Consider the following 24490-nt stretch of genomic DNA (forward strand, 5'->3'; position numbering starts at 1 on the left):
CAGGCTACTCCATTTATTCAATAATAAATGGAGTAGGAGAAAAGCATAAAATAAATATAATAAGGGCTAAAATACCTAAAAGCTTTCTGCCTGCAGATAGCGGACGCTCGTCAGGGGCCGGGGGGTGAAAAACGCCCAAAAACTTGCCTAGAATCAATCCAAATACAAGCCAGCCGTGATAGCCTCTTAGGGTAGGAAAAATTAAAACCAATACATACTGTAGAACCATTATACCCACGGCTATATAGAGAGCATGTAGGGCTTTAGGTACAGCCTTTCGAAATATAATATAAAGGTAAAGAGCATATATGGGGTACACCCATTGTGCTACCTCAAAAGGTAAGCCCGGGGTTAAAATACCTAAACCAGAATAGCCGATAAAAATTGCAAAAAGTATTGGCGAAATGCGGTTAAAGTTCCGGAAGCCAATAAGTCCATATAAGATATGTCCTCCATCTAGCTGCCCGATAGGTAATAAATTTAAGGCAGTAAAGAAAAGCGATAAATAACCGGCAAAAAGAAAAGGATAATGAATAATTTCGTACCGGTTTGGAATGAGGCCTGGATCGGGAGCAACAAACTTTTCAAAAAATAAAAACAATAAATTCTGGCCCAACGCAAAAGAGCCACCTTGGTCCTGGTACACGTACTGAGCATAATTAGAGCCAAAGAGTTGGTACTCCGGATGAATTTGAAAAATATATTCGGGTGGGGGTAAATGGGTAAAGCCATAATATAACAAGGGTAGGGCTGCTATAAATCCGGCAATTGGTCCGGCAATGCCCACATCAAAAAACTCCTTTTTAGAGAAGATGCGATCTTTTATTTTTATAAAAGCCCCCATAGTACCAATAGTAGAGGTAAACCCCAACCAAATAGGTATATAATAAGGCAAGGTAACCCGAATGCGGTACAGTTTTGCTGTAAAATAATGCCCAAATTCGTGGCAGGTTAATACAAATAAAAAAGGTAAAGAAAATTGCAATCCGTTTTTTACCTGGGCCCAGTTAAGCCAAAACTTAAAATCGTAACTTTCTGATAGACCAAGAAAAGGCCGGCCGTATATCCATTCGGCACCGGCCAGGGTAGTGGTAATCAGGGTTAGTACAAAAAGAAATAAATGCAGTGCGTAATTTTTTGCTTTGTTAGAAAGCATTCTTAAAAACTTGGTTGATGGTGAGGGGCGGCTCCAGGAAAATTGTTTTAAGTCCTACTTTGTTAGCACTTTCAATATGTTGAATGCTATCATCAATAAATAAAGTCTCAGAACGTTCCAGGTTATGTTGCGCCAGTATCTGCTCAAATACGATGGCATCTGGCTTGCGTTGCCCAATTAAGTGCGAATAATACGCTTTTTCAAACAAAGAATCTAAACTCGGAATGGTAAAATTATCGGTTACTATTTTGGAGAAGGCTACCAGGTGAATAGCATTGGTATTACTAAGTAAGAACAACCGGTATTTTTTTCCTAATTCCTGGAGTAACGCTATCCGTTCTTGCGGAATATCTAAAAGCAGGGCATTCCAGGCTTCATCAATTTGTTCGTCGGTTGCTTCAATGTCGTACAATTGGCGTAGGCCAGCCCGGAATTCGTCGTCACCGATGCGGCCGGTTTCGTAGTCGTCAAATAACTTGGATTGCTTTGCCTGGGTAAACTCAATTATTTTTCCGGATTTACTTAATTTCTGAAAAGCGTCCAGCGATTGCTGAATTTTTATATTAATAATAACACCCCCTAAATCGAAGATAATGTTTTTAATACCAGTTAGATCCATATAGAAATCAAATTTTTTTATAAAAAGGTTAGCATTTTGTTTGGAAAATGCGCTGCAAATATGTAGAATTGCACCTCCAAAATCAAAGAGAATCTTGATTCTTTTTGACGGGCCTATAGCTCATTCGGTTAGAGCAACTGACTCATAATCAGTAGGTGCTTGGTTCGATTCCAAGTGGGCCCACTTTATAATCAGCCACTTACGAGGTAAAACTTGTAAGTGGCTTTTTTATTTGGACACATTAATTAAGCTTTGGTGTATGTCTGCTTGTAGCTCAAAAGGTTCTTCTTGCTTACTGAAACTTGGTTTTTATAATTTATCCTATTGAGATATAACTGAGTGTCCATCTTCTATGACCTTTAAGAATACATTCACCTCGGCTTCATTGATCAAAGGGAGACCATTCTCCTCCACACAATAGATATCTGCCAGATACGTCATGCCTAAATACTTTGCTGTTTCAATAAAGGGCATATAAAACCCATCTTTTAACTTCTGATCACAACCGCAACAAATAACGGCCATCTCCATTCCTCTTAATTTCCTGCCGGTTTCTTTTTCTGTTTTCAGGCAATCTGAAAGTCGGTCGAAAAAGGTTTTCATAGTACCGCTCATGGCATAACAGTATACCGGGGTTGCAAAAACGATGGTCTGATAGCCTTCTACTATCTGCCTGATCAAAGGGAGGAAATCATCATTCCTATTTTTAAATTCATAATCGAATTCTCCTATAGTTTTGGTTTTTAGATCTGTGATTTGGAAATTAGTTCTTGCACCAATAAAAGAAGCTATTTTGTGAGTAGTACCACTACTGTTAGAACTGCCGACGATTATGATTCCTTTCTTCATTTAGATTTAAATTCTTGTATTTAGGTTGTTGCTAACGTTGAACTGCTTTGTGCAGTAGCGGCATTAGCGTACCTTCAGTCGAAACGATTACTATAGATAAATCTTCATTCAACTGCTTGGATTAAGAACTTCAAGCCGCTATTGCACAAAACTGATGTTAGCCGTTCGCCTTTTGTTCAGCATCGTTATTGGTTGAACCAGCCTGAATGGTTAATATGCGGTATTGTCTTTCAAAATTTCACGACAACTTTTCCAACTGTTTTGCCGCTTTCCAATAAACGGTGTGCTTCCTTCATGTTTTCGGCAGTCAAGCCATGCATGGTGGTATGAAGTGTTGGTTGTAATATGCCATCATCCAGCAGTTGAGCAATTTTGTTTAAAATATGGTGCTGGTCTATCATGTCTTCTGTTTGATACATAGAACGTGTAAACATCAGCTCCCAATAAAAGCTGACACTCTTTCTCTTTAGCTGCTGTAACTTTACAGGTTCTGTCGGGTCGCTGATACAACCTACCTTTCCCAACGGCTTAATGAGTTCTACTATGGCTTCCCAATATTGATTCAAGTCTACAAAGTCTACAATATAGTCTACCTGTTCAAAGCCAATGTTTTTTACCTCACTCACAAGGTTGGTGTGGTTGACTACATGATCTGCCCCCATTTTTTTGCACCAATCAATGGTAACGTCTCTTGAAGCGGTGGCAATCACGGTTAACCCCAGCAGCTTTTTAGCCAGTTGGATGGCAATGGAGCCAACACCTCCTGCACCGCCAATAATAAGAAGAGTTTTGCCTGCATCTTTCTCTTTGCTCAATTGGAAATGGTCAAAGAACATTTCCCAGGCAGTAAGGGAAGTAAGCGGCATGGCGGCTGCTTGTTCAATGTTTAGACTTTTAGGGGCTAACCCTACAATGCGTTCATCTACTAACTGATATTGTTGGTTAGAGCCTTCTCTTGTCAAGTCTCCTGCATAAAATACCCTGTCACCTTTTTGGAAGAGGGTAACTTCATCGCCGGTAGCTTCTACTGTACCTATAGCATCCCAACCAATGACTTTGGGAGTATCCTGCCGCTTGTCTTTGAGGCTGTTTCTTCTTATTTTATAATCTACAGGATTGACCGATATGGCTTCAACTTTTACCAAAATGTCTTTTCCTTTCGCAGTTGGTATTTCCTTTTCAAACTCAATGAAGCTATCCGCTTCATCAATGGGCAATGACGTTTTAAATCCAATTGCTTTCATAATAACTGTTGTTTTTTGTTTCTTTTATATTTTAACTAATAGTTCTGAAAACTGTATCAAATAAATTCCTGTAGTTGTTGTCAAAAATCTTCTTTTCTTAAATTCTTCAGTTCTACTTGTTGGAAAGGTGACGGCTAACGGCCCGGCTAAAAAGCATTTTTTAATGCTTTTTAGCTTTGGTTGAGAGTTGTTGTATTTTAACAGATATTGCAATATCTGAATTGGGTTCGAATGTCGAACAAGAGCTTGTTGTAAAAACCCGATATTTTATTAATAATTTCTCCCAATAATTAATTTCTATTTTGTCGTAAGTAAAACTTGTAAAAATTCCATTCTTATCTATTCCTTCTCCCATACCTGGCGGCAAGTCAATAGGTCTTTTAGAGTTGTTACTTTCCTTTTTTTTACTCTGGAATCCTTTTATTTCATAACCAAATAGGAGGTAGCGATTACCTATTTTGTAATACTCTGCACAACCTCCAAATATCTCCTGATTTATGGCTAACACTTTATTATTTAGGTTCCCTTTGATTATAGAAGTAACATCAAATAAAAGATTTACCCCTTCTTTTTTCTGATTGTCACCAGAGTATTTGTTGCTTTTTATTATTGAATAAGGAGTACCTTCAACAACTATGTCAGCATCGCTAATTAATTTAGCAATACCTTCCTTTGTATCAGGTGTAGCACAACTACAACCAAAGGAATAAGTGAATGATAGAGAAAGAATAAATATCAAAATATTTTTCATAATTCAATTACTCTCAATGGTTTGGCTAAAAGGCATTGCTGCCCAGCAGGGCAGCAATGATTTTTAGGTCTTGTTAGATGGTGTTATTTTTTCTTTATCCACTTCCTAAAAAGAATCTCCGCTCGCCTTTCACCAATAACGTTTAAAAACTTGTTTGTCTGAAGAAAGTTTTCCTTACTAAAAAGCTCTCTTATTAACTCCATATTTAAATTTAACAATTCAGCTATGTCTCTTAGGCTCAATCTCTTTATTGGAATGGTGCTCAAAGTTTGTTTATCTAAACTCACTTTACCTTCCTTCTTCAAAATAATTAGTACATTTAGTAAATCAAGATCGCAGTAGCTCTCATTGCTGTAGATTGATGCTATTCTTGTTTCAATCAATCCCCTGTCATTGACTAAGTCAATTCTTAATCTGTCATTCTTGAAAGAGTATAAAGCAGCCATACCCGACATAAGTTGGTTTTCTAATTTAAAACCATGCTTCTCCAAAATTTTCTCGTAATAAGTTTCTAAGCAGTAGTCCAGGTATTCTTTTATCCCTTTTGGTTCTTCTTTCATTATTGTAATACCAGGTAACGGTTTTTATATGCAAAGGCCGTAGCGCAGCAAGGGTTTTGCATATAAAAACCGTTACCTGCTGTTTTTATTTTGTGCATTATTTTTCATATAATCTGCGATCAATTGCTCATTTGTGTCTTCACTTTTTGAAAGGGCATTAATAATTTTTTGCTGTTCATTATCATTCTTGTTTTGACTCAGCTTTTTCTTTCCTTGTAAGTCCGTTATTATAATGTCAAAAGCTACAAGACCTTGTATAAGTCTTAGTTTATAGTCGCTTGGGAAATTATCCCATTGTTGTTTATAGGAAAGGTCGTAGGTATTAATGGTTCTTTCAATTATTTCAATGACCTTGTCCGCATCCGTGATGAGGGTACCTTGTCCATAAGCATGCACAGCAATGTAATTCCAGGTAGGTACATTTAATCCTTTGTCGTAATGCTTAGGCGAAATATAAGCGTGAGGTTCACTGAAAATTACCAATGTTTTATTGTTTTCAAAGTCTTTCCATTGTTCGTTTGCCTTGGCCATATGTGAAGTAAGAATAATATTATCGTCTTTGGTGGTTACGATAACAGGTAAGTGTGTTGCTATTGGCAATCCGTCTTTTGCAGTAATAATCGTGGCAAAACTAAACCTCTTCATAAATTCAACAATTTCTGCCTTATCTGTCACAGCAAACTGATTTGGAATGTACATAATTTTATACCTATAAATGGTATTATTTTATTTAATTATAAATTGGCAGGTAACGTTAAGCGTTTATATTGTGCCCGCTTAAAAGCACTTCCATATTGAGCTGCACTGAAGTAAACAAAAGGCATAAAACGTCGAGAAGCACGTCAGCCGAGCATAATTTAAACATTCTTTTACCTGCCGTTTTTTTCTTCACTTTTGTTATTTAGTCTAATGTAATTTGAAATAAGCTTACAGTCGCATTGTTATAATGTGCTGGTAAACCATCTGTATTTTTTAACTTCAAAAGTCCTAAAAATACAAAACCACATTTTTGATAATAGTTAATAAGTCCTCTGTTTTCACCTACAGTGTCCATACGGATAAACTTTTTACCATTTTCTTCTGCGTAATTTCTCGACCAATTAACAATTTGGCCAACCAGATTTTGTCCTCTAAAAATTGGATTAGTTGCAATTCGATGAATATAAACTGAAGGGTCCTTATTTCTTTCTTCCCATATTTGTGGGTCATGGAAGGTTGTCGACCAAATGCAAGCAACTTGATTATCAATGACGATTTTCCATTGTCTTTTTTCAAAGATGTCTGTTTCGATTTGTGTCTTGTCAAACTCCGGCCAAAGAACAACTCCCTTAGTCTTTTGAAAGCTTCTAGCGATTTCGTAAAGCCTGAGAATTTCGCTCATGTCCTCAGGTGCACTATTTTGTATTGTCATTTGTTATTTAACTCATTATAGGTTGTCGGCTTTTGATCTGTCTTAAAATGGCAGATAACGGTTGGGCTAAACGGCGGCGGAGGCCGTAGGCCGATGCTGCTGTTTAGCTGTTGTTCTCATTAGTTTTTCTTCTTTGCCTAATGTCAAGATTCTTTATTCTCTCTGAATCAGGATTCTCTGGCTTATAGTAAAGGTTATCAAAACTTATCGCTGATTTTCCCTTCTCTAATTCTGCCTTCACATATTTTGTCAATTGTTCTTCACTATCTGGTGCAAATCCATAGTAGTCGAAGCTGACGATTCTTTCTTTTGGAAACTCACAAATGATTGCAAATATCTTTTGGTGAGCGTAGCCTAAGTTTTTGACCTTCCACTCAGGCTTTAAGCTAAAGAAGGAAAGTTTCTCGTTAATTGCTTTTGTGTTAAGGTTAAATCTGGTTCTCAGATAATCATCTAATGTTATCGGTTGGATAAAGTCGAAGAAATTTCTTTTCACCCTAGCTGGGCATACCCTTTTTATTTCTTTACCAGGGTGAGTAGATTGGAGGCTTTCTATCAATTTGCTTGGCGCCCAATAACCATCGGTGACGGTTTCGGATTGTGGAACAACCTCAACCCAGAACCTAATCATTTCTCCTTTACTTAAAGCAAATGCAGGAACCTCAAAATTCTTTAGATTGAACACCTGATTTTGGATAAGTATCATTTTTTAAATTAATGAGAACGCCAAGATACCTGTACCGGTACTGATATTTTTCATACAAGTGTAGTTTTTGAGAGATTCAGATATTTCGGTGTTTACAAGGTTAATCTCTTTAATTTTCAGCTATTTGTAAATTGGTGTAAAAATCACGAATTAGAATAATCCGAATTATAAATTATCAAAAGGACTCTTAATATTTTCCAGGCCTTTCCGGATAATGTGGTTGTAAATCTCAGTTGTTTTACTGGAGTAATGGCCTAACAAAGCCTGTATATACCTTAAGTCGGCTCCTTGTTCCAGTAAATGCGTCGCAGAGCTATGTCTTAGGGTTTGCAGCGATACCTGCTTTCTGATTCCCGCTGCCATACAAGCCCGTTGAAAAATCTTCCTAGCGCTCTCATAACTGTAAGCTTCTCCCTGCTGACCTTCAAAGAGCCATACCTTTGGTCTATACTCCCGATAATACTGCCTTAAATAAGTATGGATTTTCTCCGAAAGCAAGGTGATTCGATCTTTTTTACCCTTACCACTCCGGATGTTTAAGACTTTCCTGTCCGGATCACTATCCCAAATCCTTAGGTTAACCAAATCCTTAGATTAATAAGTTAGATGCCTAAACAGGATGCAGATTGTTTCTCCTGAATTTAACCATAGAAAAACGCACTAGTACATGCATTGCACTTTCGGCATTTCCTCCAATATAAGAATACATTGCACTGAAGTTATGCCTACAGGATTTTGGCAATAGGTGTACCAATGTATGGAGTAACTGTAATATAGGTGGGGGTGTTAAACTGAATTGGAACAGCCTAAACTAGACTGGGTAGATAGGAATTCTACCTGAAGGGAAATTTTATTACTCTTGTTAGCTGGAGTTTTGCCATGAGATGAGAAGTTGAATCTTTAATCAGGGGTTGCCATTTTAAACATATTAAATAAGCCTATTAGAGGCTATCATTTTCTTAGCCATCTTTTGCTTTGCCCATTTGAACTTTAAAATCTTTTTAAGGATCTGATGCAATGGTTTAATCAGCTTAGATCTTTGTATTGGTATTTATTTCCATTATTAAATAATCAAGATACCTTTTTTCAGGGAGTAAAAAATAATAAAATTTTAGTTCTGTAAATTATGAACTAACGGAACTTGTTATTACCTTTGACTTGTTAAAGAATAAAAAATAAATAAATTTGTTAATTGGAAAAGCAAAAAAATTAAAATGGTATTAACTGAGAAGCAAAAAACCTTAATCGAAAAAATCGGGATTGCCATCGAACACGAAGGCTTGCAGCCAGTGGCAGCCCGGATTATAGGATTGCTTTATGTTTCTGATAAACCAGAATTAACCTTTGATGAAATAACCGCTTTCCTGCGCATCAGTAAAAGCGCTACCAGCAACGGCGTAAACTTATTGCTGCAAACCGAACGCATTGAATATATTACTTTTTCCGGTGATCGACGGCGCTATTTCCGCTTAAAAATATCTGATTGGCGGAATGCATTTACCCGGAGAATTGAAAGTATGACCAAATTTAATGTGGTTTTACGGGAGGTGTTAGAAATCCGTACGAAAGAAACGCCGGAATACAATAAAAATATAGAAGAAGTCATCGACTTCATGGACTATGTATCCGAGCAGATGCCCATCTTATTCCGAGAATGGGAGAATAAACGCAAATAATTTTTTTGCCCAATTAGTTCTTTGTTTTCAGAACTAAATAATAATATCAAAACAATTAAAACTTAAACGTGAAAAAGAAAATATTAATGCTAGGCCTGGGATTATCCTTGTTTGGAACGGCTTTTTCCCAATCCCCAGTACCAGAAGCCAAATTATCGCTGTCTCAGACCCTTCAATATGCGCTCGCCAATAATGAAAGCATCAGAAAGGCATTATTAGATGAAAAAACTGCCGAGTATAGAATCCGGGAAACGAAAGGTTCTGGCTTGCCTCAGGTAGCCGGTAGCGGACAACTTACCGTGAATCCGGCACTGCCTACCCAGTTGTTACCAGGGGAAATAGCCGGGCAACCTGGAAGGCTGATTCCGGTACAGTTTGGTACTAAGTATGCTGCTCAAGGAGGATTAGAGTTACAGCAAATGCTCTTCCGGAAATCATTTTTTGTGGGCCTGGAAGCTGCTAGTACTACCCGTGAGTTGTATAGTTTACGCACGAAAATGAGCCAGGAAGAAATTATTTACAATGTCAGCTCAGCTTATTTACAGGTATTGCAAACCAAGCAGCAGTTTAATATCATCGATGCGAACTTTAACCGCCTCGAACAATTAGAAAAAATATTAACGCTGCAATATAAAAACGATGTAGCTACTAAAGTACAGCTAAACCGGGTAACGGTTAATAAAATTAATCTGGAAAATCAGCGGACTTCTTTAAACGCAGGGCTTAAGCAGCAGGAAAATGCCTTAAAGTTTTTTATGGGCATGCCTCTGGAACAACCTATTGCGCTGACTGATTCGGTAGTTGTTTTAAATACGCAGGTTCCGACAAATGAAAATGCAGCGGATATTATTGCTTCCCGGCTGGAATTTAAAGTCTTAACTACTCAAAAGGAGCTTAATAAACTAAACGTGAAAAATATCAAGGCCGGGTATTTCCCAACTTTAAATGGGTTTGGTAATTATGGCTATAATGCTATGCGAAAAGAATTTAATTTTCTGGATACCAGCCAGCCTTGGTTTAATGCCGTGAGTATAGGCGTTAGATTGAATATACCTATTTTCGATGGTTTTCAAAGAAAAAATCAAATCCGCCAGGCCGAGGTAGAGGTAGCTAAAGTAGAACAGGATTTAAGTTTATTAACCCGCCAAACCCAAATGGCCTTAGATAATGCCATTACCCAAATGCAAACCAGCCTTTCTTCCATTCAGGCCCAGGAACGCAATGTGAGCCTGGCGCAGGAAGTTTACCGCAACACCAACGAGCTTTACAAAGAAGGTTTATCCCCTTTGACCGATGTTTTGGATACCGAGGTAAGCCTGCGGGAAGCCCAAACCAATTTAAATAACGAAAGATTAAAATACCAACTGGCCCAATTAACCTTCTTACAAGCCAAAGGAGAATTAAACACATTAACCAAATAGCATAAAACTTAAAATGAAAAAGATTATTTATATCATCGTGGCATTTGCCCTGGTTGGTTTAGTTGCTTATAAATTAGTAGATAACAAAAAGGAAATGGCTACCGAAGCTGCCGTAGCCGAAATAAAAAGCGAAGCTATTGCTGTACAGATAACGGAGCCAAAATTGGGCAAAATTGATAAATCCTTTACCGCCCAGGGTAACTTCAAACCCGTGCAAACTTTAGCTTTAATGTCGGAAACCTCTGGTCAGATAAAGCAGGTCTTAAAACGCAAAGGCGACCGGGTACGGGCCGGAGATTTATTACTGGTAGTAGAAGCCAATACCATGAACGCCGACCTGGCCACGGCCCAGGCCAATTACGAGCGCGCCCAGCGGGATTTAGGCCGTTACGAAAACCTGGCCGCCGGCGAAGCCATTACCAAACGTCAGTTGGAAGAAGCCCGCTTAGCTGTAAAAACCAGCCAGGCCCAATTAATAGCCGCCCGGCAACGCGTTAACAAAACCCGCATTACTTCCCCTATTAACGGTGAGATAAATGAGATGTACATTGAAGTAGGTTCTTATTTGGGCATGGCTACCAAACTGTACGATATCGTGAATGTGGACCGCTTGAAATTGAATGTGAAAGTAGACGAAGCCCAGGTATTGCTGATTAAGAAAGGTGACAAGGTTGACGTGCGGGCCGATGTAAATGCCACGCAGGAATACCAGGGAACCGTGAAAGCGATTGCGGCCCAGGCCGATGCTGCTTTGAAATACGACGTGGAAATTGAACTTAAAAACCCGGGCAATAACAGCTTACGGGCCGGTATGTATGGTACGGCCGCTTTTGAATTAGCCGAAGAACGCGATGCTTTGTTGTTACCGCGCGAAGCCATTGTGGGAAGTTTACAAGATCCGGCGGTGTATGTAGTAGAAAATAATATTGCCCGGTTAAAGAAAATTAAAATTGGCACCATTACCCAAGGCCAGGTTGAAGTGGCCGAAGGGCTGGCAACGGGTCAGAAAGTGGTGCAAAGCGGGCAGATTAACTTACGTGAAGGCTCAAAAGTAACGGCTCTGTAAGTTTTTAATTTCTGGTTCAGATTTAAACAAAAAAGAAAATGAATATTACAAAAATATCCATACAACGCTCAACTATTGTGGTGGTGGTATTTACCATCCTTACCTTACTCGGCGTTGTTTCCTATAATTCGCTCAACTACGAGCTTTTACCTAAGTTCAGTCCGCCGGTACTTACCATTTCTACCATTTATCCTGGAGCTTCGCCTTCAGAAGTAGAAAACTCGGTTACGAAAGAAATTGAAGATGCGATTTCTTCGCTGGAGAACGTGGACAATATTAAAAGTACCTCGCAGGAAAGCTTTTCGGTAATTGTTATAAATTTAAAGCAAGGCACCAATGTAGATTTAAGTTTACAGGATGCCCAGCGAAAAGTGAATGCCATATTATCGCGCCTGCCGGACGATGTTGATGCGCCAACCCTGGGTAAATTCGACTTTGATGATTTACCTATTATAAAAATGGGGGCAACCGCCAACATGCCGGCTACCCAGTTTTTCGATTTGATTGATAAGGAAATTAAGCCGCAGCTGGCCCGGGTGCAGGGCGTGGCTTCCTTAAAAGTATTAGGTGGCCAGGAGCGGGAAATCAAAGTAAATATTAATGCGAATAAATTGGAGAGCTACGGCATTCCTATTCTACAAGTATTGCAGACAATCCGGAATTCCAACCTCGATTTCCCTACCGGCGAAATTAAAGATGCCAATGGACAAACCCAGATTCGTCTGGCTGGTAAATTCCAGTCCTTGGACCAGCTTAGAAACTTGGTTATCCGGCAGGATATGAATGGGGCGGTGCGGTTAAGCGATTTAGCCGAGGTGCAGGATTCCCAGAAAGATATTGATATTCTGAGCCGGATAAATGCGAATCCTTCGGTTGGTATTACCATTCAGAAGCAATCAGATGCCAACGCCGTGGAAGTTAGTGAACAAGCCCGGGCCGCTCTGGCAGGGTTAGAAAAAACGTATGCTAATGTCGGCCTGAAATTTAATATTGCCAACGACAGTTCTACCTTTACTTTAGAAGCGGCCGATTCGGTGCTGCATGATTTAATGCTGGCCGTTATTCTGGTGGCCGTGGTAATGCTGTTGTTTTTGCACAGTATCCGGAATGCTATTATTGTAATGGTTTCCATTCCGGCCTCTTTGGTAGCCACGTTTATCGCTATCTGGTTATTCGGTTTCTCTCTGAATTTAATGTCGTTAATGGCCTTATCGCTGGTAGTAGGTATCCTGGTAGATGACGCGATTGTGGTAATTGAAAATATTCACCGCCACATGGAAATGGGCAAAAAGCCCGCGCAGGCGGCTTACGATGGTATTCGGGAAATCAGTGCCACCGTAACTTCTATTACCCTGGTAATTGTAGTCGTATTTGTGCCACTGGCCTTGTCTACTGGTCTGGTATCGGATATTCTGCGGCAATTTGCGGTGGTGGTAGCGGTAGCTACTTTAATAAGCTTGTTCGTGGCCTTTACCTTGATTCCATTACTGGCTAGCCGGTTTTCCCGCCTGGAACATGTTTCAGATAAAAATATGTTCGGCCGTTTCATTATGGCCTTCGAGCGCTTCCTGGACGGGGTGATTGATGGGTTTACTACGGCTTTGAAATGGTCTTTTAACCATAAAATCATTGTTATTTTGCTTACCATAGGAGCCTTTATTGGTTCGGTTATGCTAATACCTGGTGGTTTTATTGGTAGTGAATTTATTGGCAACGGCGACCGGGGTGAGGTAAATATTCAGTTAGAATTACCTAAAAATTCCACAGTAGAACAAACCAACCAGGTTACGCGGCAGGTAGAACGGTATTTGCAGAAATATCCGGAGGTGAAAAATATATTTACCACGGTTGGTTCAACCTCTACTTCGCAGCAAGGCCAGGGCAATGCCTACGAATCGGAAGTATTTGTGGCTTTGGTTGACGTAGAAAAACGGGATTTCAGTACTGAAAAATTCAGCCGGATAGTAAAAGCCGATGTAGAAAATTTGATACCCGGAGTAAAAGTAACGCCTGTACCCGTAGGGATGGTGGGTAGTGCGCAGGCGCCTATTCAGATAGTTTTATCAGGCCCCAACCTAGATACGCTGCTATCTTTTTCGCAGCGGGTAATGGACCAGGTAATCGCGGTACAAGGTACTTCGGATGTGGAAACCTCGGTAGAAGGGGGTAACCCGGAAATTGAAGTAGCTGTGGATCGCGATAAAATGGCAAGTCTGGGTCTTACGCTTGAAAACGTGGGAGCCGGTATGCAGGTAGCTTTTAGCGGCAACACCGATGCTGAATACCGGGACGGAATAAACAATTACAATATTAATATTCGGCTGGATGTTTTCAACCGCCAGAACGTAACTGATATTGCAAACTTGTCATTTGTCAATAATAAGGGCCAGCTTATCCGGTTAGGACAGTTTGCCGACATCAGGCAATCATCGGGTCCGTCTAAATTGGAACGTACCGACCGGGTTACTTCAGTGAATGTAAATTCCTTTGTGGTAGGCCGCCCTTCCGGTTCGGTAGGTGCCGAAATTCAGGAGCGGTTGGGTAAAATAAAAATGCCAACCGGCGTAACCATTGGCTACGAAGGGAATATGAAAAACCAATCCGAAGGTTTTGGTACCTTAGGGGTTGCTTTATTAGCCTCCATTGTATTTATGTACCTGATTATGGTGGGCTTGTACGACAGCTACGTGTATCCATTTGTGGTATTGTTCTCTATTCCGTTGGCAATTATTGGTGCCTTACTGGCTTTGGCTTTATCTTCCGAAACCTTGAGTATCTTCTCTATTCTGGGTATTATCATGATGATTGGTCTGGTAGCGAAGAACGCCATTATGGTGGTCGACTTTACGAACAAACTTAAATCAGAAGGGGTACCGGTAAAAGACGCCCTAATAGAAGCCGTTCGAATTCGTTTCCGTCCTATTCTGATGACTACCCTGGCGATGGTAATTGGTATGTTGCCGATAGCTTTGGCCGGCGGGGCTGTAGCGGCTTCTAAAAACGGCTTGGCCTGGGCCCTGATTGGTGGCTTGAGCAGTTCCATGTTCCTGACCCTGATTGTGGTGCCGATTATTTATTACCTCTTCGATCGCGTTCTGGCCAAGTTTGGTTTAGATAAAAGCACAAAAATTGAACTGGAAGAAAAATCATTAGAAGAGTTAGAGCACGAAACCGCGCTCTTGGAAGAACACAAAATGGCTCATACTTATTAATTCCCCTTTTCTCTTACTTTCAGGAGCTGGGTTTACTTATTTGTTAATACCCAGCTCCTGAATTTTACTTCTTGGCAGCGGAATAAAACATATCCTTTACAGTTTAAGCCCAATTGTTGCATGATACTATACCAAAATTCCCTTATGGTTTTAAATTACGAACCCAGTTCTGATATTTTGACTGTTGAATGGCCTAATGCTGAGTTATTTTTGCTGCCGGACCTAAAACAAACATTTCTGACCTTAATTGAAACAGTGCGGAATTATGATATAAAACAACTATTAATAAAGACCACTGCTGAATCTGTTATTCCTGTTTTGGATAACACTAAAGATAATTCAATTTATATCAGGCAGGTTTTGAAAGGCTTACGCGGCACCCGATTACAAAAAATAGCCAGGATATTAGCATTTGAAATAGAACAGGATAAAGAGGAACAAAAATTATCGGCTGAAATTAACGCTGATGCTACTATAACCATACAGTATAGAACATTTTTGGAAAACGAAATGGCCATGGCGTGGCTTTTAGAATAGCGGGTTGTGATTTGGGTTTTGTCCTAACAATAGGAAATCATACTTACTAATGTTGCTTTCCTCCAGCTAAACAAAATGCTATTTTTTAAATTTAGGTATTGAAAATTCCATGATTCTTTACATGAATTCTTTTTTGTTAATGCTATATGAACCCAGGACAAAAATTCTAACGGTTGAGTAGCGTGAGAGAAAGGATAATGGCCCGTTCACTGGCTCTTTTTAAACAATACAGCATAAGAAGTATCTCCATGGATAATTTAGCTCAGGACTTGGGAACCTCAAAAAAAACGTTGTACAAATGGTTTGAAAATAAAGAGCAATTGGTAGAAGAAACACTAGGCGCTTACCTGATGCAAATGGATCCTGACTGCCTTAATCTTCCCCAAAATGAAGTAGAAGCCCTGTACCATACTTCGAATAGAATCCTGCAGGAACTGTTATCTTTTCATACTTCTTTCTTTTATGATTTAAGAAAATATTATTTCCGGGCTTACCAGTTGTGGTGTGGATATTGGCAGCGGTCCGTTGTTAATTTCTTTAAAAGCAATCTGGAGAACGGAATTAAAAAAGGGCTTTACCGGTCTGAGATTAATCCTGAAATTATGGCTCAGTTATATGCCAGCCAAATGCAAACCATATTAAACCGGGAATTATTCCCGGAGGATAAATTTAATATTAAAGAAATTTATGATCAAAACCTGCTCCATTTATTTAACGGACTGGTTTCTCCGGAAGGCCTAAAATATTTTAATCTTTTACAACCCGGATCTGAAAATTTAATTTTTTAAACTTAATTTAAAGCTCATCTTATATGACACTTGTTCATCATCAGGCACTAAGGCACGAATTAGTGCAAATAATAAAAGTGCGCAAAAATATAGAACCCTCCCGATTGCTGTCTCAAAATTTTGAACAGATTGGTTTCGATTCAGTTGACCTGGTAGATATCATTTTAGAAGTTGAGAAAGCATACCAAATTTTTATCCCGGATGAGGTTCCTTTACACAAAGTGGATGATTTTGTCCAGTTTATCGCCTCTCAAAGTTTAGAAATTCAGGCTTAAATAACGTCTGATAGAATCCGTTTGTAATCTAATTAAAACTACTTAGCGCCCGAGAGAGCGTTATTTTACCTACTAATATTAACATGATCATAAGTATACCAAACAGGAAATATTTGGTTAACCAATTGGTTAAGATTATTCCCAGGGTTTTGTTTTTGCTGCTGGTTCTTCAAATTAGTTTTTCTGAGGCCCAGGGGCAGAGTCCTAATTTTATTTCCCGGTATATTAAGAAAATAGTAAACGACACCACCCATACTGCCCGGCCCCAGTTCCTGTTTTATCCTACTCTGGGCTATTCACCGGAAACTAGTCTGGAAATGGGTATAAGTGGACTGTATGTCTATTATGCCAATGGCGATACTACCAACCGTCTCAGTGAAATGAATGGGTTTGGTTTTTATACCCTACAAGAACAATATGGCTTGATTGCAGATCATAACCTGTATTCTAATCACAACAAATGGGCCTTCCCGGGACGGATTCGGTACCAGAGCTTTCCTGTTTTATATCATGGAATTGGTCCGGAATCTCCGCCCGAACAATTGGCCGAAGTTAATTCCAGGCAATTGCAAATTCGGGAACGTGCCTTAAGGCAAACAATCAAAAACCTTTATTTTGGTTTGGAAGTGGATTATCAAAGGTTAAGTTCGGTTAATTTTGATTTTAATTCGGACGAACCATTTGCGCTGCCGCTTGGGGGTAATGGCTCTAAAAATTTGGCCTTTGGCCTGGGAATTTTGTATGATACCCGTCACAATGTTTTAAATGTCCGGAATGGCCAATTTTCTGAACTTGCTTTTTTAAAATATAACACCCGTTGGGGTGGCGATTATAATTTTTCGACCATCATTTCGGATAACCGGTTCTACCGGAGCCTGAATAAAAAACACGTTTTGGCGGCCCAGGTTTTAGGTCAGTTTACCACCGGAAATACTCCTTTTAATATGCTGGCTCTCATGGGCGGCGAAAATATGATGCGTGGGTATTATGCGGGTCGTTACCGCGATAAAAACCAGGTGGCAGCACAAGCCGAATATCGTTTATTACCATTGCCTTTTAGTAAAAGATGGGGAGCCACTTTTTTTGTCAGTACGGGCACTGTTTTTAACACTTTTACATCCTTCAATTATAAAGACTTTGTAGTCGCAGGAGGAGGGGGGATTAGATATTTGTTATTCCCCAAGAAGGATATTTTTACCCGGCTAGATGTTGCCTTTACAAAGGAAAAGCCTGGATTCTATATTTTTATTGGAGAGGCTTTTTAAGGTTCTTTTATTCCATATAAATTTTACAAAAAAAGATTACCACCTTGGAACTTGGCATCAACGAACAAAAGCTATTTTGGGTAATTATTAAAAAATTACCATGAACACTTCCCTTCAGCAAGTCATCAAAACACCATTTCAATTAGGGAGTCTGAGCTTGAATTTATGTTATTCTTATTCAAGCCTTTATATTAGAAAATAATCCTTAAAGTTTGCCATTGATGCACCAGTACCGCTATAAAAACAGAAAATCAGGGCTTAAATACTTAAATGGGCTCGGGTGAGACAAAGTACTTTAAATTAAGGAATAATAACCGCGGGCCGCTATCCTTTATTAGTGAAAAAGTAGCTAAGAGTTTAATAGTAAGAGAAATTAAGTCTTCTGATGTTTTAGTAAAAAGTATGGAGAGAAGGAGGTTGTATAGCTGCATATATCTTCCAACGTATTAACACAATTTTGTAAATAATAATTTTTCACCAAATAAATCCATGTATAATAATATACATTAAATTTTTAAAAATTAGTTGATTATTTGTAGCACTCGAGTGTTTAGCATTGATTTGATGAAAAGAAAAAGATACTTAGATAGGTTAGTACTGGCTAGATTTAGGATGTTTACATTGGCCTGTACTGGTATGACAACCTTGGGTATATATTATTTTATTGAAGGACATATAACCTTTATGCAGGCTTTTTTAGCTTTAGGAGCAGGTCTTATAATCGGATTCCTGGTAGGTAGGACAAATAATATTAAATGGCAGGAGAAGGACAAGAAAGTATTTGCCAAATTTGATGTATTTGGCTTAATCATAATGGCTTCTTATCTCTTATTTGTGATGGTTAGAAGAAAAATATTAGGACAATGGTTGGCAGGGGACGAGTTATCTGGATTTATATTGTTCCTTTGTTCTGGTATTATGTTAGGACGATTAGTAACATTAAGAAAAATGGTGTTAAAAGTATTAATTGAACAGGGATTATAGTTTCATTTGCTTTAATAAGATGATGGGAATAAAAACATTTAAAAGTTGAAATTCAATAAGAAAAAATAGGTTTAAGAATATTAAAACTCCTTTACTTACCACTTCTAAATTGTTCTGTTAGCTTCTTATCAGCTTCTGAAGGAGTAAGTGTTCCAGAGGGATGATTATGGGAAATAATGATGCCGGTACTTAAGCCTTTCAAACTAACAGCCAGAATTAATCGGATGCCTACTACAGCTGCCTATATTCCTCCGCTTAATCCCTTGTAAACTCTTAATACCTGGTTGGCATTGTTCAGGTACAGCACCAGTATTCTTCCCGGATAGGTAGGAAATTCGGTAAACTCGTTGTTGACCACTGCCACAATAATATCTCCTGAGTTAGGTTTTAGAGAACGATCCACTGCCAGATTAGGGCCGTCTACAATATGGGCATCCTGCATGCTATCGCGGTGTACACGCACGAAGAAGGTCCTGGTAGGAATCGGTTAAACCTGAACGGCAGTGGCTCAAAAAAGGAAAAAAAGAAAAAAAATAGAGCCAACCCAAAAGTCAGGTACTTATTTACTTTACAGTGGCTGTCGAGCAGAAGCGGAAACTGTAAGCCATCACTATTGTAATCTAATTGTTTGATTAGACTCATGTTGTAATTTCCGTTAATAAAATGTATACCTTGTAACTTAATTTATAATTACAACATTATAGTTGTAATTAACCCCATCTTATGAATAATCTTGGTACGCTGTTGGAACAAGTGCTGAAAGCCTATGAAAAAGTACCGGATTGTTACCTGATACTTTCACCGGAACTGGTTATTCTCACGGCTTCGGATTCTTATCTGGAGGCTACGCATACGCAACGAGTGGCCCTGATGGGAAAGTATATATTTGATGCTTTCCCTATGACATCTTCGGCTGCAAACGGGCCGGATGCCTTGTTGGCCTCCCTGCAACAGGTACTAAAAACCAAAAAGCCACACCACCTACACCGGCACCGCTACGACCTGGTTCATTCGAAGGAAGGCCAGGGAGAGCGTTATTGGCATATATCCAATACACCAATAGAAGAAGAAGGAACTATTCTTTACCTTATTCAGAAAGTAGAAGATATTACGAAGCAGGTAACCACGGAACAAAGACTGGCCAGCAATGAAGCCTTGCTGCGTGCTACCGAAGCAGCAGCCAACGTTGGCAGTTACGAAGTGAATTTAACAACGAATCAATTCCGCTTTTCCGACGGTATGTACCGGTTATTTGGGGAAGAACCTGGTAGCCTGGTGCCTTCTTTGGAATGGATCGACAGCCGTTCGCATCCGGATGATATTATACCGGTCAGGCAGGTTTTAGAGGAAGCAGCAGCAAACAATAAGCCTTATTACTATACCCGCCGCATCTACCGGAAAGACAGAGAACTGCGCTTGTTGGAAGCTCACGGCAAGGTGATAGTTGATGCAGCGGGACATGCCATCAAATTTATTGGTTTGGTGCAGGATATTACCGAACGCACAAAAGCCGAGCTGGCGTTTAAGCAAAAACAGGAGTTGCAGCAGGCTACCCTGAACAGTTTACCGGACATGATCCAGGTGTTTGAAGCGGTACGGGATGATAGAGGCAATATTATTGACTTTATTTGGGTTTTAAACAACCACGAATCTGAAAAAGCTTATGGTGATGCGATTGGCAAAAGTTTGCTGCAATTGCAACCCGGCGTTGTGAAAGAAGGAATTTTCGATGCCTTTAAAGCGGTAACCGAAACCGGCATGCCGCAGCAATACGAAAAGTATTATGTCCACGAGCAGTTTAATGGCTGGTTTCATCAATCAGTGGTAAAGCTGCAGGACGGCGTAGCTACCATCACCTCCAACATTACCCAACGGAAAGAAGCCGAGGAGCAAATAAAAACCACCAAAGAAAGTTTACAGGCCACCCTGGATAGCTCCTTGTATTTTATTCAGGCGTTCAAAGCCGTTCGGGACGAAACCGGAAAAATTATTGACTTTACCTGGATATTTACCAATCACGTCTGGAACGAGCAATTTGGGGATGTAACCGGTAAAAGCCTTTTGCAGCAAAATCCGGCTGTTGTCGAAACCGGCTTGTTTACCCAATTTGTGCAGGTAACGGAAACAGGCGTCGCCCTGGATTACGAACATTACTACTCCCACGAACAGTTTCACCAGCAGTGGTTTCATCAAATAGTGGTGAAAATGGATGATGGATTTGTTATTAATACCGAAGACATCACCAGCCGCAAAAAAATTGAGCAGGAATTGCAGCAGAGCAAAAACTTACTGCAGCATGTTATCGATGCGCCTAACATCGGTATGGCGGTATACAAAGCCCTTCGGAATGATAAAGGCGAAATCATGGACTTTGTGCATGAGTATATCAACCGGGCCAGTGTAGAGATGCTGGGTGACGATTTTACCGGCAAACTGTTTACTGACCACGGGGCAAACGGCCGGTTACAACTGCCACAATTGATTGAAGTAATTGAAACTGGTCAGAGAAATAGCTACCTAAGAGAAGCAGATTTCCGGGGCCGGAAGGTTTGGTTTGCCATTACCAATACCCCCTTGGATGCCGACCGGCTGGTACATACCTGGGAAGACGTTACCGAACGCAAGAAGGCAGAAGTGGAAATCCTGCACCTGAAAGAAGAGATAGCCCAAAAAGCAACGGATAAGTACAAAACCATTTTTAATGCCGTTGATGATGGTTTTTGCGTGATTGAGTTACTCCACCATGAAAATGGCCGTGCTGTTGATTTTATTTATCACGATACCAATCCGTCGTTCGTCAGGCAGACCGGTCTGCAAATGGAAGGCAGAAAGCGAAGCGAATTTTTTACGCACATCGAACCGTCTATACTGAATACCTATGACCGGGTGGCAAAGACCGGTGAAACAGCGCAACAGGAATACCAGGTAAAGGAATTGGATAACCGCTGGTTTCAAACCCGGGCGTCACGGGTTGGCGGCGAAGGAAGCAACCAGGTGGCGGTGATATTTAGAGACATCACCGAACGCAAAGAACGGGAGCAACAGCAGGAATTTCTTTTGGAATTTTCCGATGCCTTGCGGACGGAGCTAAACGCGGATGCCGTGGCGAACCGTGCGCTCCAAATGCTCGTCGAGCAGTTAAGGCTCGACCGCTGCTACATTGCCGTGTACCGGCAGGAGGCTGGCCATGTTGACTTCACGCATCAGGTAGGAAACGACCGGGTGCCGCCGCTGCCTGAAGGCGGCATTCACCTCTCCAACTTTCCCGAAGCCTTTCGGGTCGTATCTGACCGGACGCTGCTGATTGACGACTTCGAGGAGATAGAAGGGTTGTCTGACACGGACCGGCGCAACATCAATGCCCTCGGCCTGCGGGCGCTCGTTGCTGCCATCTTGCGAAGGAGCGAGCACATGCCAAACTTTGTGATTGTCGCTGCCTCAGCCACCCTACGGCAGTGGACGAAAGGCGAGATTGCCCTGATAGAAGAGGTAACCGAACGGACGTGGTTGGCGATGGAACGTGCCCGTGCCGGGGAAGCCCTGCGCGAATCGGAAGAACGCTTGCAGTCTATCGCCAACCTCGTCCCCGACCTTCTCTGGGAAAGCGAGTCCGATGGGTCAACCTACTGGTATAATCAACGGTGGCTGGAATACACGGGACAATCTTTGGAAGAAGCAATTGACAGGGGCTGGGTAGACGCTATTCATCCTGACGATTACGAAGCATCAACACGGCGCTATCATGAAACGGTAGAAAATGGAGAGGTACTTCACCAGGAACACCGTATTCGGCGTTATGACGGAGAATATCGCTGGTTTGTCGTTAATGTATTTATGCTTAGAGATGAAAGTGGTCAGCCCATAAAGGTGTATGGCGCAGCAACGGATATTCACGAATTGCACCTAATGAATGAAGCTCTGCGCGAATCCGAAACGCGTTTTCGTTCTTTTGTTTTAGCCAGTTCTGATTCGGTATATAGGATGAGTGCAGACTGGCAGGTGATATATAACCTTGAAGGAAAGACTTTTCTTGCCAATACAAGTATTGCCAACAATTCGTGGCTGAACAATTACATACCGGACCATGAGCAATTACGGGTAAGTAAGGCCATTGAAGAAGCCATCAAAAACAAAAGCATTTTTGAACTCGAGCACCATATACTTGACGCGAATAAAAACTTAAGCTGGGCACTTTCACGTGCCGTTCCGATACTGGATGAAAAAGGAGAAATAGTTGAGTGGCTCGGTGCAGCCAGCGATATTACCCCTCGTAAAAAAGCAGAAGAAGCGCTTCGTGAAAGCAAAGAGCGGATGCAAAAAGCACTTTCCATCGAAACGGTGGGTGTCCTTTACTTCGACCTGGAAGGCGGTATTGACGACTGCAACGTCGCCTTTGAACGCATGAGCGGCTATTCCAGACAAAATTTTGTGAGCGGCCGTGTCCACTGGACAAAACTTATTCCACCGGAATTCATGGAAGCTGCTCTTTATTCGAGAGAGGAGCTTCTCACCCAAGGTCAATATACCCCTTATGAGAAGCAATACCTCCGTCCGGATGGTACCCGCTGGTGGGGGTTGTGTGCCGGAAAACGCCTCAGCGAAAACGAATACGTAGAGTTTATATTGGATATTACCGAATTAAAAGAGGCGGAAGAGAAGTTGCAGCAATTTAATGAGTTGCTGGAACAGCAAGTGCAGGAACGAACTTCTGAGTTAATAAAAACCACCGAAGAACTGCAAAAGAACCTGGCCAAACTGCAGCGGGCCGAAGAAGTAGCGCAGATGGGCAGCTGGGAATACGATATTGCCAGCGGCGAAATGAGCTGGAGTGCGGGCATGTACCGCCTGTTTGGTTTGCCCGCCGGCAGTCCCGTCCAGCCGGAAACGTACCTGGAATATGTAATAGAAGAAGACCGGCCAATCGCTGAGAAGCTAGTAGACGTAATCCGGCATCATCCCCAGCCCATAGAAGAAACCTTACGCCTGCGGGTAGACGGCCAGATTCTTACCTGCCGGATTAAGGCCGTGGTGCAACGCAACGAACAAGGTTCTCCGACCAAGATTTTAGGCATTGATTTAGATATTTCGGCTGTAAAACGGTTGGAAGAAGAAAACCTGCAAATACGGTTAAACCAGCAAAAAGCCTTGTTACTGGCAATTCTGGAAGCGCAGGAAGAAGAACGCCGCCGTATATCAGAATCGTTGCACAATGGCGTAGGCCAGATGTTATACGCTACTAAATTGAATCTCGAACAAGCCACCCATAGCTTGCCACTTGTCCCTTTAGAAAAGGCTAACAAATTATTGGATGCGGCCATTCAGGAAACCAGAAGAGTATCCCATGAACTGGTGCCGATTGTACTCAGGGATTTCGGCCTGACCAAAGCAGTGGAAGAAATGTGTGAGAAGTTCGCCAATAGTTTGATTCGGGTAAAGTGTGAAATAGAAATAGAAAGCCGGCTGGAACCTTATTTAGAACTCGCCATTTACCGCATTAGCCAGGAGTTACTCAATAATGTAATTAAACATGCGCATGCCTCAAAAGCAAATTTGTTACTGGTGCAAGAAAATGAAAAGGTTATTTTACGCGTACGCGACAATGGCCAAGGCATTCCGGTAGAACCAGGCATAATTAAAGGAATAGGCTTGCGCTCCATTGCGGACCGGATAAAATTGTTGAACGGTACTTTTATCATGAATACACCGCCTTCGGGTAAAGGGACAATGGTTACAATTAGGATTCCAATTCCGGGTAAATAAACCTTTTAGTTAAAGAATATACTGGATTTAACAACGGATACAAAGGGCAAGCTAGTTTAGAAAAATAGAGAGGGAATTTGTGTCCTTTAAAAACAGGCATTTTTATTTATAGCTAATACAAACACAAAATTTGGCTTTCGTAATAAAGACCTCTTTAATTAAGTTAACTTGAAACACAAACTACTTTTTCTATCCTTATTACTTGTAGTA

22 protein-coding genes and 1 tRNA gene are annotated in these 24490 nt (G+C 40.7%); 11 read left to right on the plus strand and 12 right to left on the minus strand.

Going from position 1 to position 24490, the window contains the following annotated elements:
• Positions 1 to 13: 13 nt before the first annotated feature.
• Together ADHAQ_RS0116110 and ADHAQ_RS0116115 are read right to left on the minus strand one after the other, a co-directional pair.
• Entirely contained in the window at positions 14 to 1156 is a 1143-nt protein-coding gene (locus ADHAQ_RS0116110; protein WP_034256873.1) for a site-2 protease family protein, read from the minus strand.
• Positions 1146 to 1775: an HAD family hydrolase gene (locus ADHAQ_RS0116115; RefSeq protein ID WP_026463818.1), complete on the minus strand. Its 630-nt coding sequence runs from the start codon at positions 1773 to 1775 to the stop codon at positions 1146 to 1148. The genes ADHAQ_RS0116110 and ADHAQ_RS0116115 overlap by 11 nt, the downstream gene beginning before the upstream one ends.
• 109 nt (positions 1776 to 1884) lie before the next feature.
• Here ADHAQ_RS0116115 and ADHAQ_RS0116120 point away from each other — a divergent pair.
• Positions 1885 to 1958: transfer RNA gene (locus tag ADHAQ_RS0116120), tRNA-Ile, on the plus strand.
• A 138-nt stretch (positions 1959 to 2096) separates the two neighbouring features.
• Here ADHAQ_RS0116120 and ADHAQ_RS0116125 read toward each other — a convergent pair.
• The 8 genes from ADHAQ_RS0116125 to ADHAQ_RS26000 all read right to left on the minus strand — a co-directional run bounded on the left by ADHAQ_RS0116125 (position 2097) and on the right by ADHAQ_RS26000 (position 7881).
• The gene (locus ADHAQ_RS0116125) at positions 2097 to 2624 is read right to left on the minus strand and encodes a flavodoxin family protein (RefSeq protein WP_026463819.1); all 528 of its coding nucleotides are present in this window, start codon (positions 2622 to 2624) and stop codon (positions 2097 to 2099) included.
• 230 nt (positions 2625 to 2854) lie between these two features.
• Positions 2855 to 3868 carry a zinc-binding alcohol dehydrogenase family protein gene (locus ADHAQ_RS0116130; RefSeq protein WP_026463820.1) on the minus strand — a complete coding sequence of 338 codons (1014 nt, stop codon included), beginning with the start codon at positions 3866 to 3868 and terminating at the stop codon, positions 2855 to 2857.
• Positions 3869 to 4028: 160 nt separating this feature from the next.
• Complete coding sequence (locus ADHAQ_RS0116135) at positions 4029 to 4619, minus strand: hypothetical protein (protein WP_026463821.1); 591 nt, start codon at positions 4617 to 4619, stop codon at positions 4029 to 4031.
• 83 nt (positions 4620 to 4702) lie between these two features.
• Positions 4703 to 5179, minus strand: coding sequence for a hypothetical protein (locus tag ADHAQ_RS0116140; protein ID WP_026463822.1), 477 nt, complete (start codon positions 5177 to 5179; stop codon positions 4703 to 4705).
• 72 nt (positions 5180 to 5251) lie between these two features.
• Positions 5252 to 5878 (minus strand): FMN-binding negative transcriptional regulator, encoded by a 627-nt coding sequence (locus tag ADHAQ_RS0116145; protein WP_026463823.1) that lies wholly within the window; start codon positions 5876 to 5878, stop codon positions 5252 to 5254.
• Positions 5879 to 6080: 202 nt separating this feature from the next.
• Positions 6081 to 6560: a GNAT family N-acetyltransferase gene (locus ADHAQ_RS0116150; RefSeq protein WP_211240591.1), complete on the minus strand. Its 480-nt coding sequence runs from the start codon at positions 6558 to 6560 to the stop codon at positions 6081 to 6083.
• 133 nt (positions 6561 to 6693) lie between these two features.
• Positions 6694 to 7296: a hypothetical protein gene (locus ADHAQ_RS0116155; RefSeq protein ID WP_026463825.1), complete on the minus strand. Its 603-nt coding sequence runs from the start codon at positions 7294 to 7296 to the stop codon at positions 6694 to 6696.
• A 165-nt stretch (positions 7297 to 7461) separates the two neighbouring features.
• Positions 7462 to 7881 carry a tyrosine-type recombinase/integrase gene (locus tag ADHAQ_RS26000; RefSeq protein WP_051359972.1) on the minus strand — a complete coding sequence of 140 codons (420 nt, stop codon included), beginning with the start codon at positions 7879 to 7881 and terminating at the stop codon, positions 7462 to 7464.
• A gap of 629 nt (positions 7882 to 8510) precedes the next feature.
• Here ADHAQ_RS26000 and ADHAQ_RS0116175 point away from each other — a divergent pair.
• The 9 genes from ADHAQ_RS0116175 to ADHAQ_RS0116215 all read left to right on the plus strand — a co-directional run bounded on the left by ADHAQ_RS0116175 (position 8511) and on the right by ADHAQ_RS0116215 (position 18520).
• The gene (locus ADHAQ_RS0116175) at positions 8511 to 8972 is read left to right on the plus strand and encodes a GbsR/MarR family transcriptional regulator (protein WP_026463826.1); all 462 of its coding nucleotides are present in this window, start codon (positions 8511 to 8513) and stop codon (positions 8970 to 8972) included.
• A 68-nt stretch (positions 8973 to 9040) separates the two neighbouring features.
• On the plus strand, positions 9041 to 10393 hold the full coding sequence (locus ADHAQ_RS0116180) for a TolC family protein (protein WP_245590624.1): 1353 nt from the start codon (positions 9041 to 9043) through the stop codon (positions 10391 to 10393).
• 13 nt (positions 10394 to 10406) lie between these two features.
• Entirely contained in the window at positions 10407 to 11459 is a 1053-nt protein-coding gene (locus ADHAQ_RS0116185) for an efflux RND transporter periplasmic adaptor subunit (RefSeq protein ID WP_026463828.1), read from the plus strand.
• Between the two features lie 38 nt (positions 11460 to 11497).
• The gene (locus ADHAQ_RS0116190) at positions 11498 to 14671 is read left to right on the plus strand and encodes an efflux RND transporter permease subunit (protein ID WP_026463829.1); all 3174 of its coding nucleotides are present in this window, start codon (positions 11498 to 11500) and stop codon (positions 14669 to 14671) included.
• Between the two features lie 120 nt (positions 14672 to 14791).
• Positions 14792 to 15208, plus strand: a complete 417-nt coding sequence (locus tag ADHAQ_RS0116195) for a hypothetical protein (protein ID WP_026463830.1) — start codon at positions 14792 to 14794, stop codon at positions 15206 to 15208.
• Between the two features lie 182 nt (positions 15209 to 15390).
• Entirely contained in the window at positions 15391 to 15996 is a 606-nt protein-coding gene (locus tag ADHAQ_RS0116200) for a TetR/AcrR family transcriptional regulator (protein ID WP_157433440.1), read from the plus strand.
• A 23-nt stretch (positions 15997 to 16019) separates the two neighbouring features.
• Positions 16020 to 16271 (plus strand): acyl carrier protein, encoded by a 252-nt coding sequence (locus ADHAQ_RS0116205; protein WP_026463832.1) that lies wholly within the window; start codon positions 16020 to 16022, stop codon positions 16269 to 16271.
• 83 nt (positions 16272 to 16354) lie between these two features.
• Positions 16355 to 17536, plus strand: a complete 1182-nt coding sequence (locus ADHAQ_RS0116210; protein WP_051359973.1) for a BamA/TamA family outer membrane protein — start codon at positions 16355 to 16357, stop codon at positions 17534 to 17536.
• A gap of 564 nt (positions 17537 to 18100) precedes the next feature.
• Positions 18101 to 18520 carry a DUF1453 family protein gene (locus tag ADHAQ_RS0116215; RefSeq protein ID WP_026463834.1) on the plus strand — a complete coding sequence of 140 codons (420 nt, stop codon included), beginning with the start codon at positions 18101 to 18103 and terminating at the stop codon, positions 18518 to 18520.
• A gap of 91 nt (positions 18521 to 18611) precedes the next feature.
• Here the strand turns inward: ADHAQ_RS0116215 and ADHAQ_RS29040 are convergent, their stop codons facing one another.
• Together ADHAQ_RS29040 and ADHAQ_RS0116220 are read right to left on the minus strand one after the other, a co-directional pair.
• Positions 18612 to 18746: a JAB domain-containing protein gene (locus ADHAQ_RS29040; protein WP_084523871.1), complete on the minus strand. Its 135-nt coding sequence runs from the start codon at positions 18744 to 18746 to the stop codon at positions 18612 to 18614.
• Positions 18747 to 18761: 15 nt separating this feature from the next.
• Entirely contained in the window at positions 18762 to 19004 is a 243-nt protein-coding gene (locus ADHAQ_RS0116220; protein WP_281172389.1) for a LexA family protein, read from the minus strand.
• 239 nt (positions 19005 to 19243) lie between these two features.
• Between ADHAQ_RS0116220 and ADHAQ_RS0116225 the strand changes: the two genes are divergently transcribed.
• Positions 19244 to 24280, plus strand: coding sequence for a PAS domain S-box protein (locus ADHAQ_RS0116225; protein ID WP_026463836.1), 5037 nt, complete (start codon positions 19244 to 19246; stop codon positions 24278 to 24280).
• Positions 24281 to 24490: the final 210 nt, after the last annotated feature.

This window comes from Adhaeribacter aquaticus DSM 16391, from assembly GCF_000473365.1.
Classification (GTDB): domain Bacteria; phylum Bacteroidota; class Bacteroidia; order Cytophagales; family Hymenobacteraceae; genus Adhaeribacter; species Adhaeribacter aquaticus.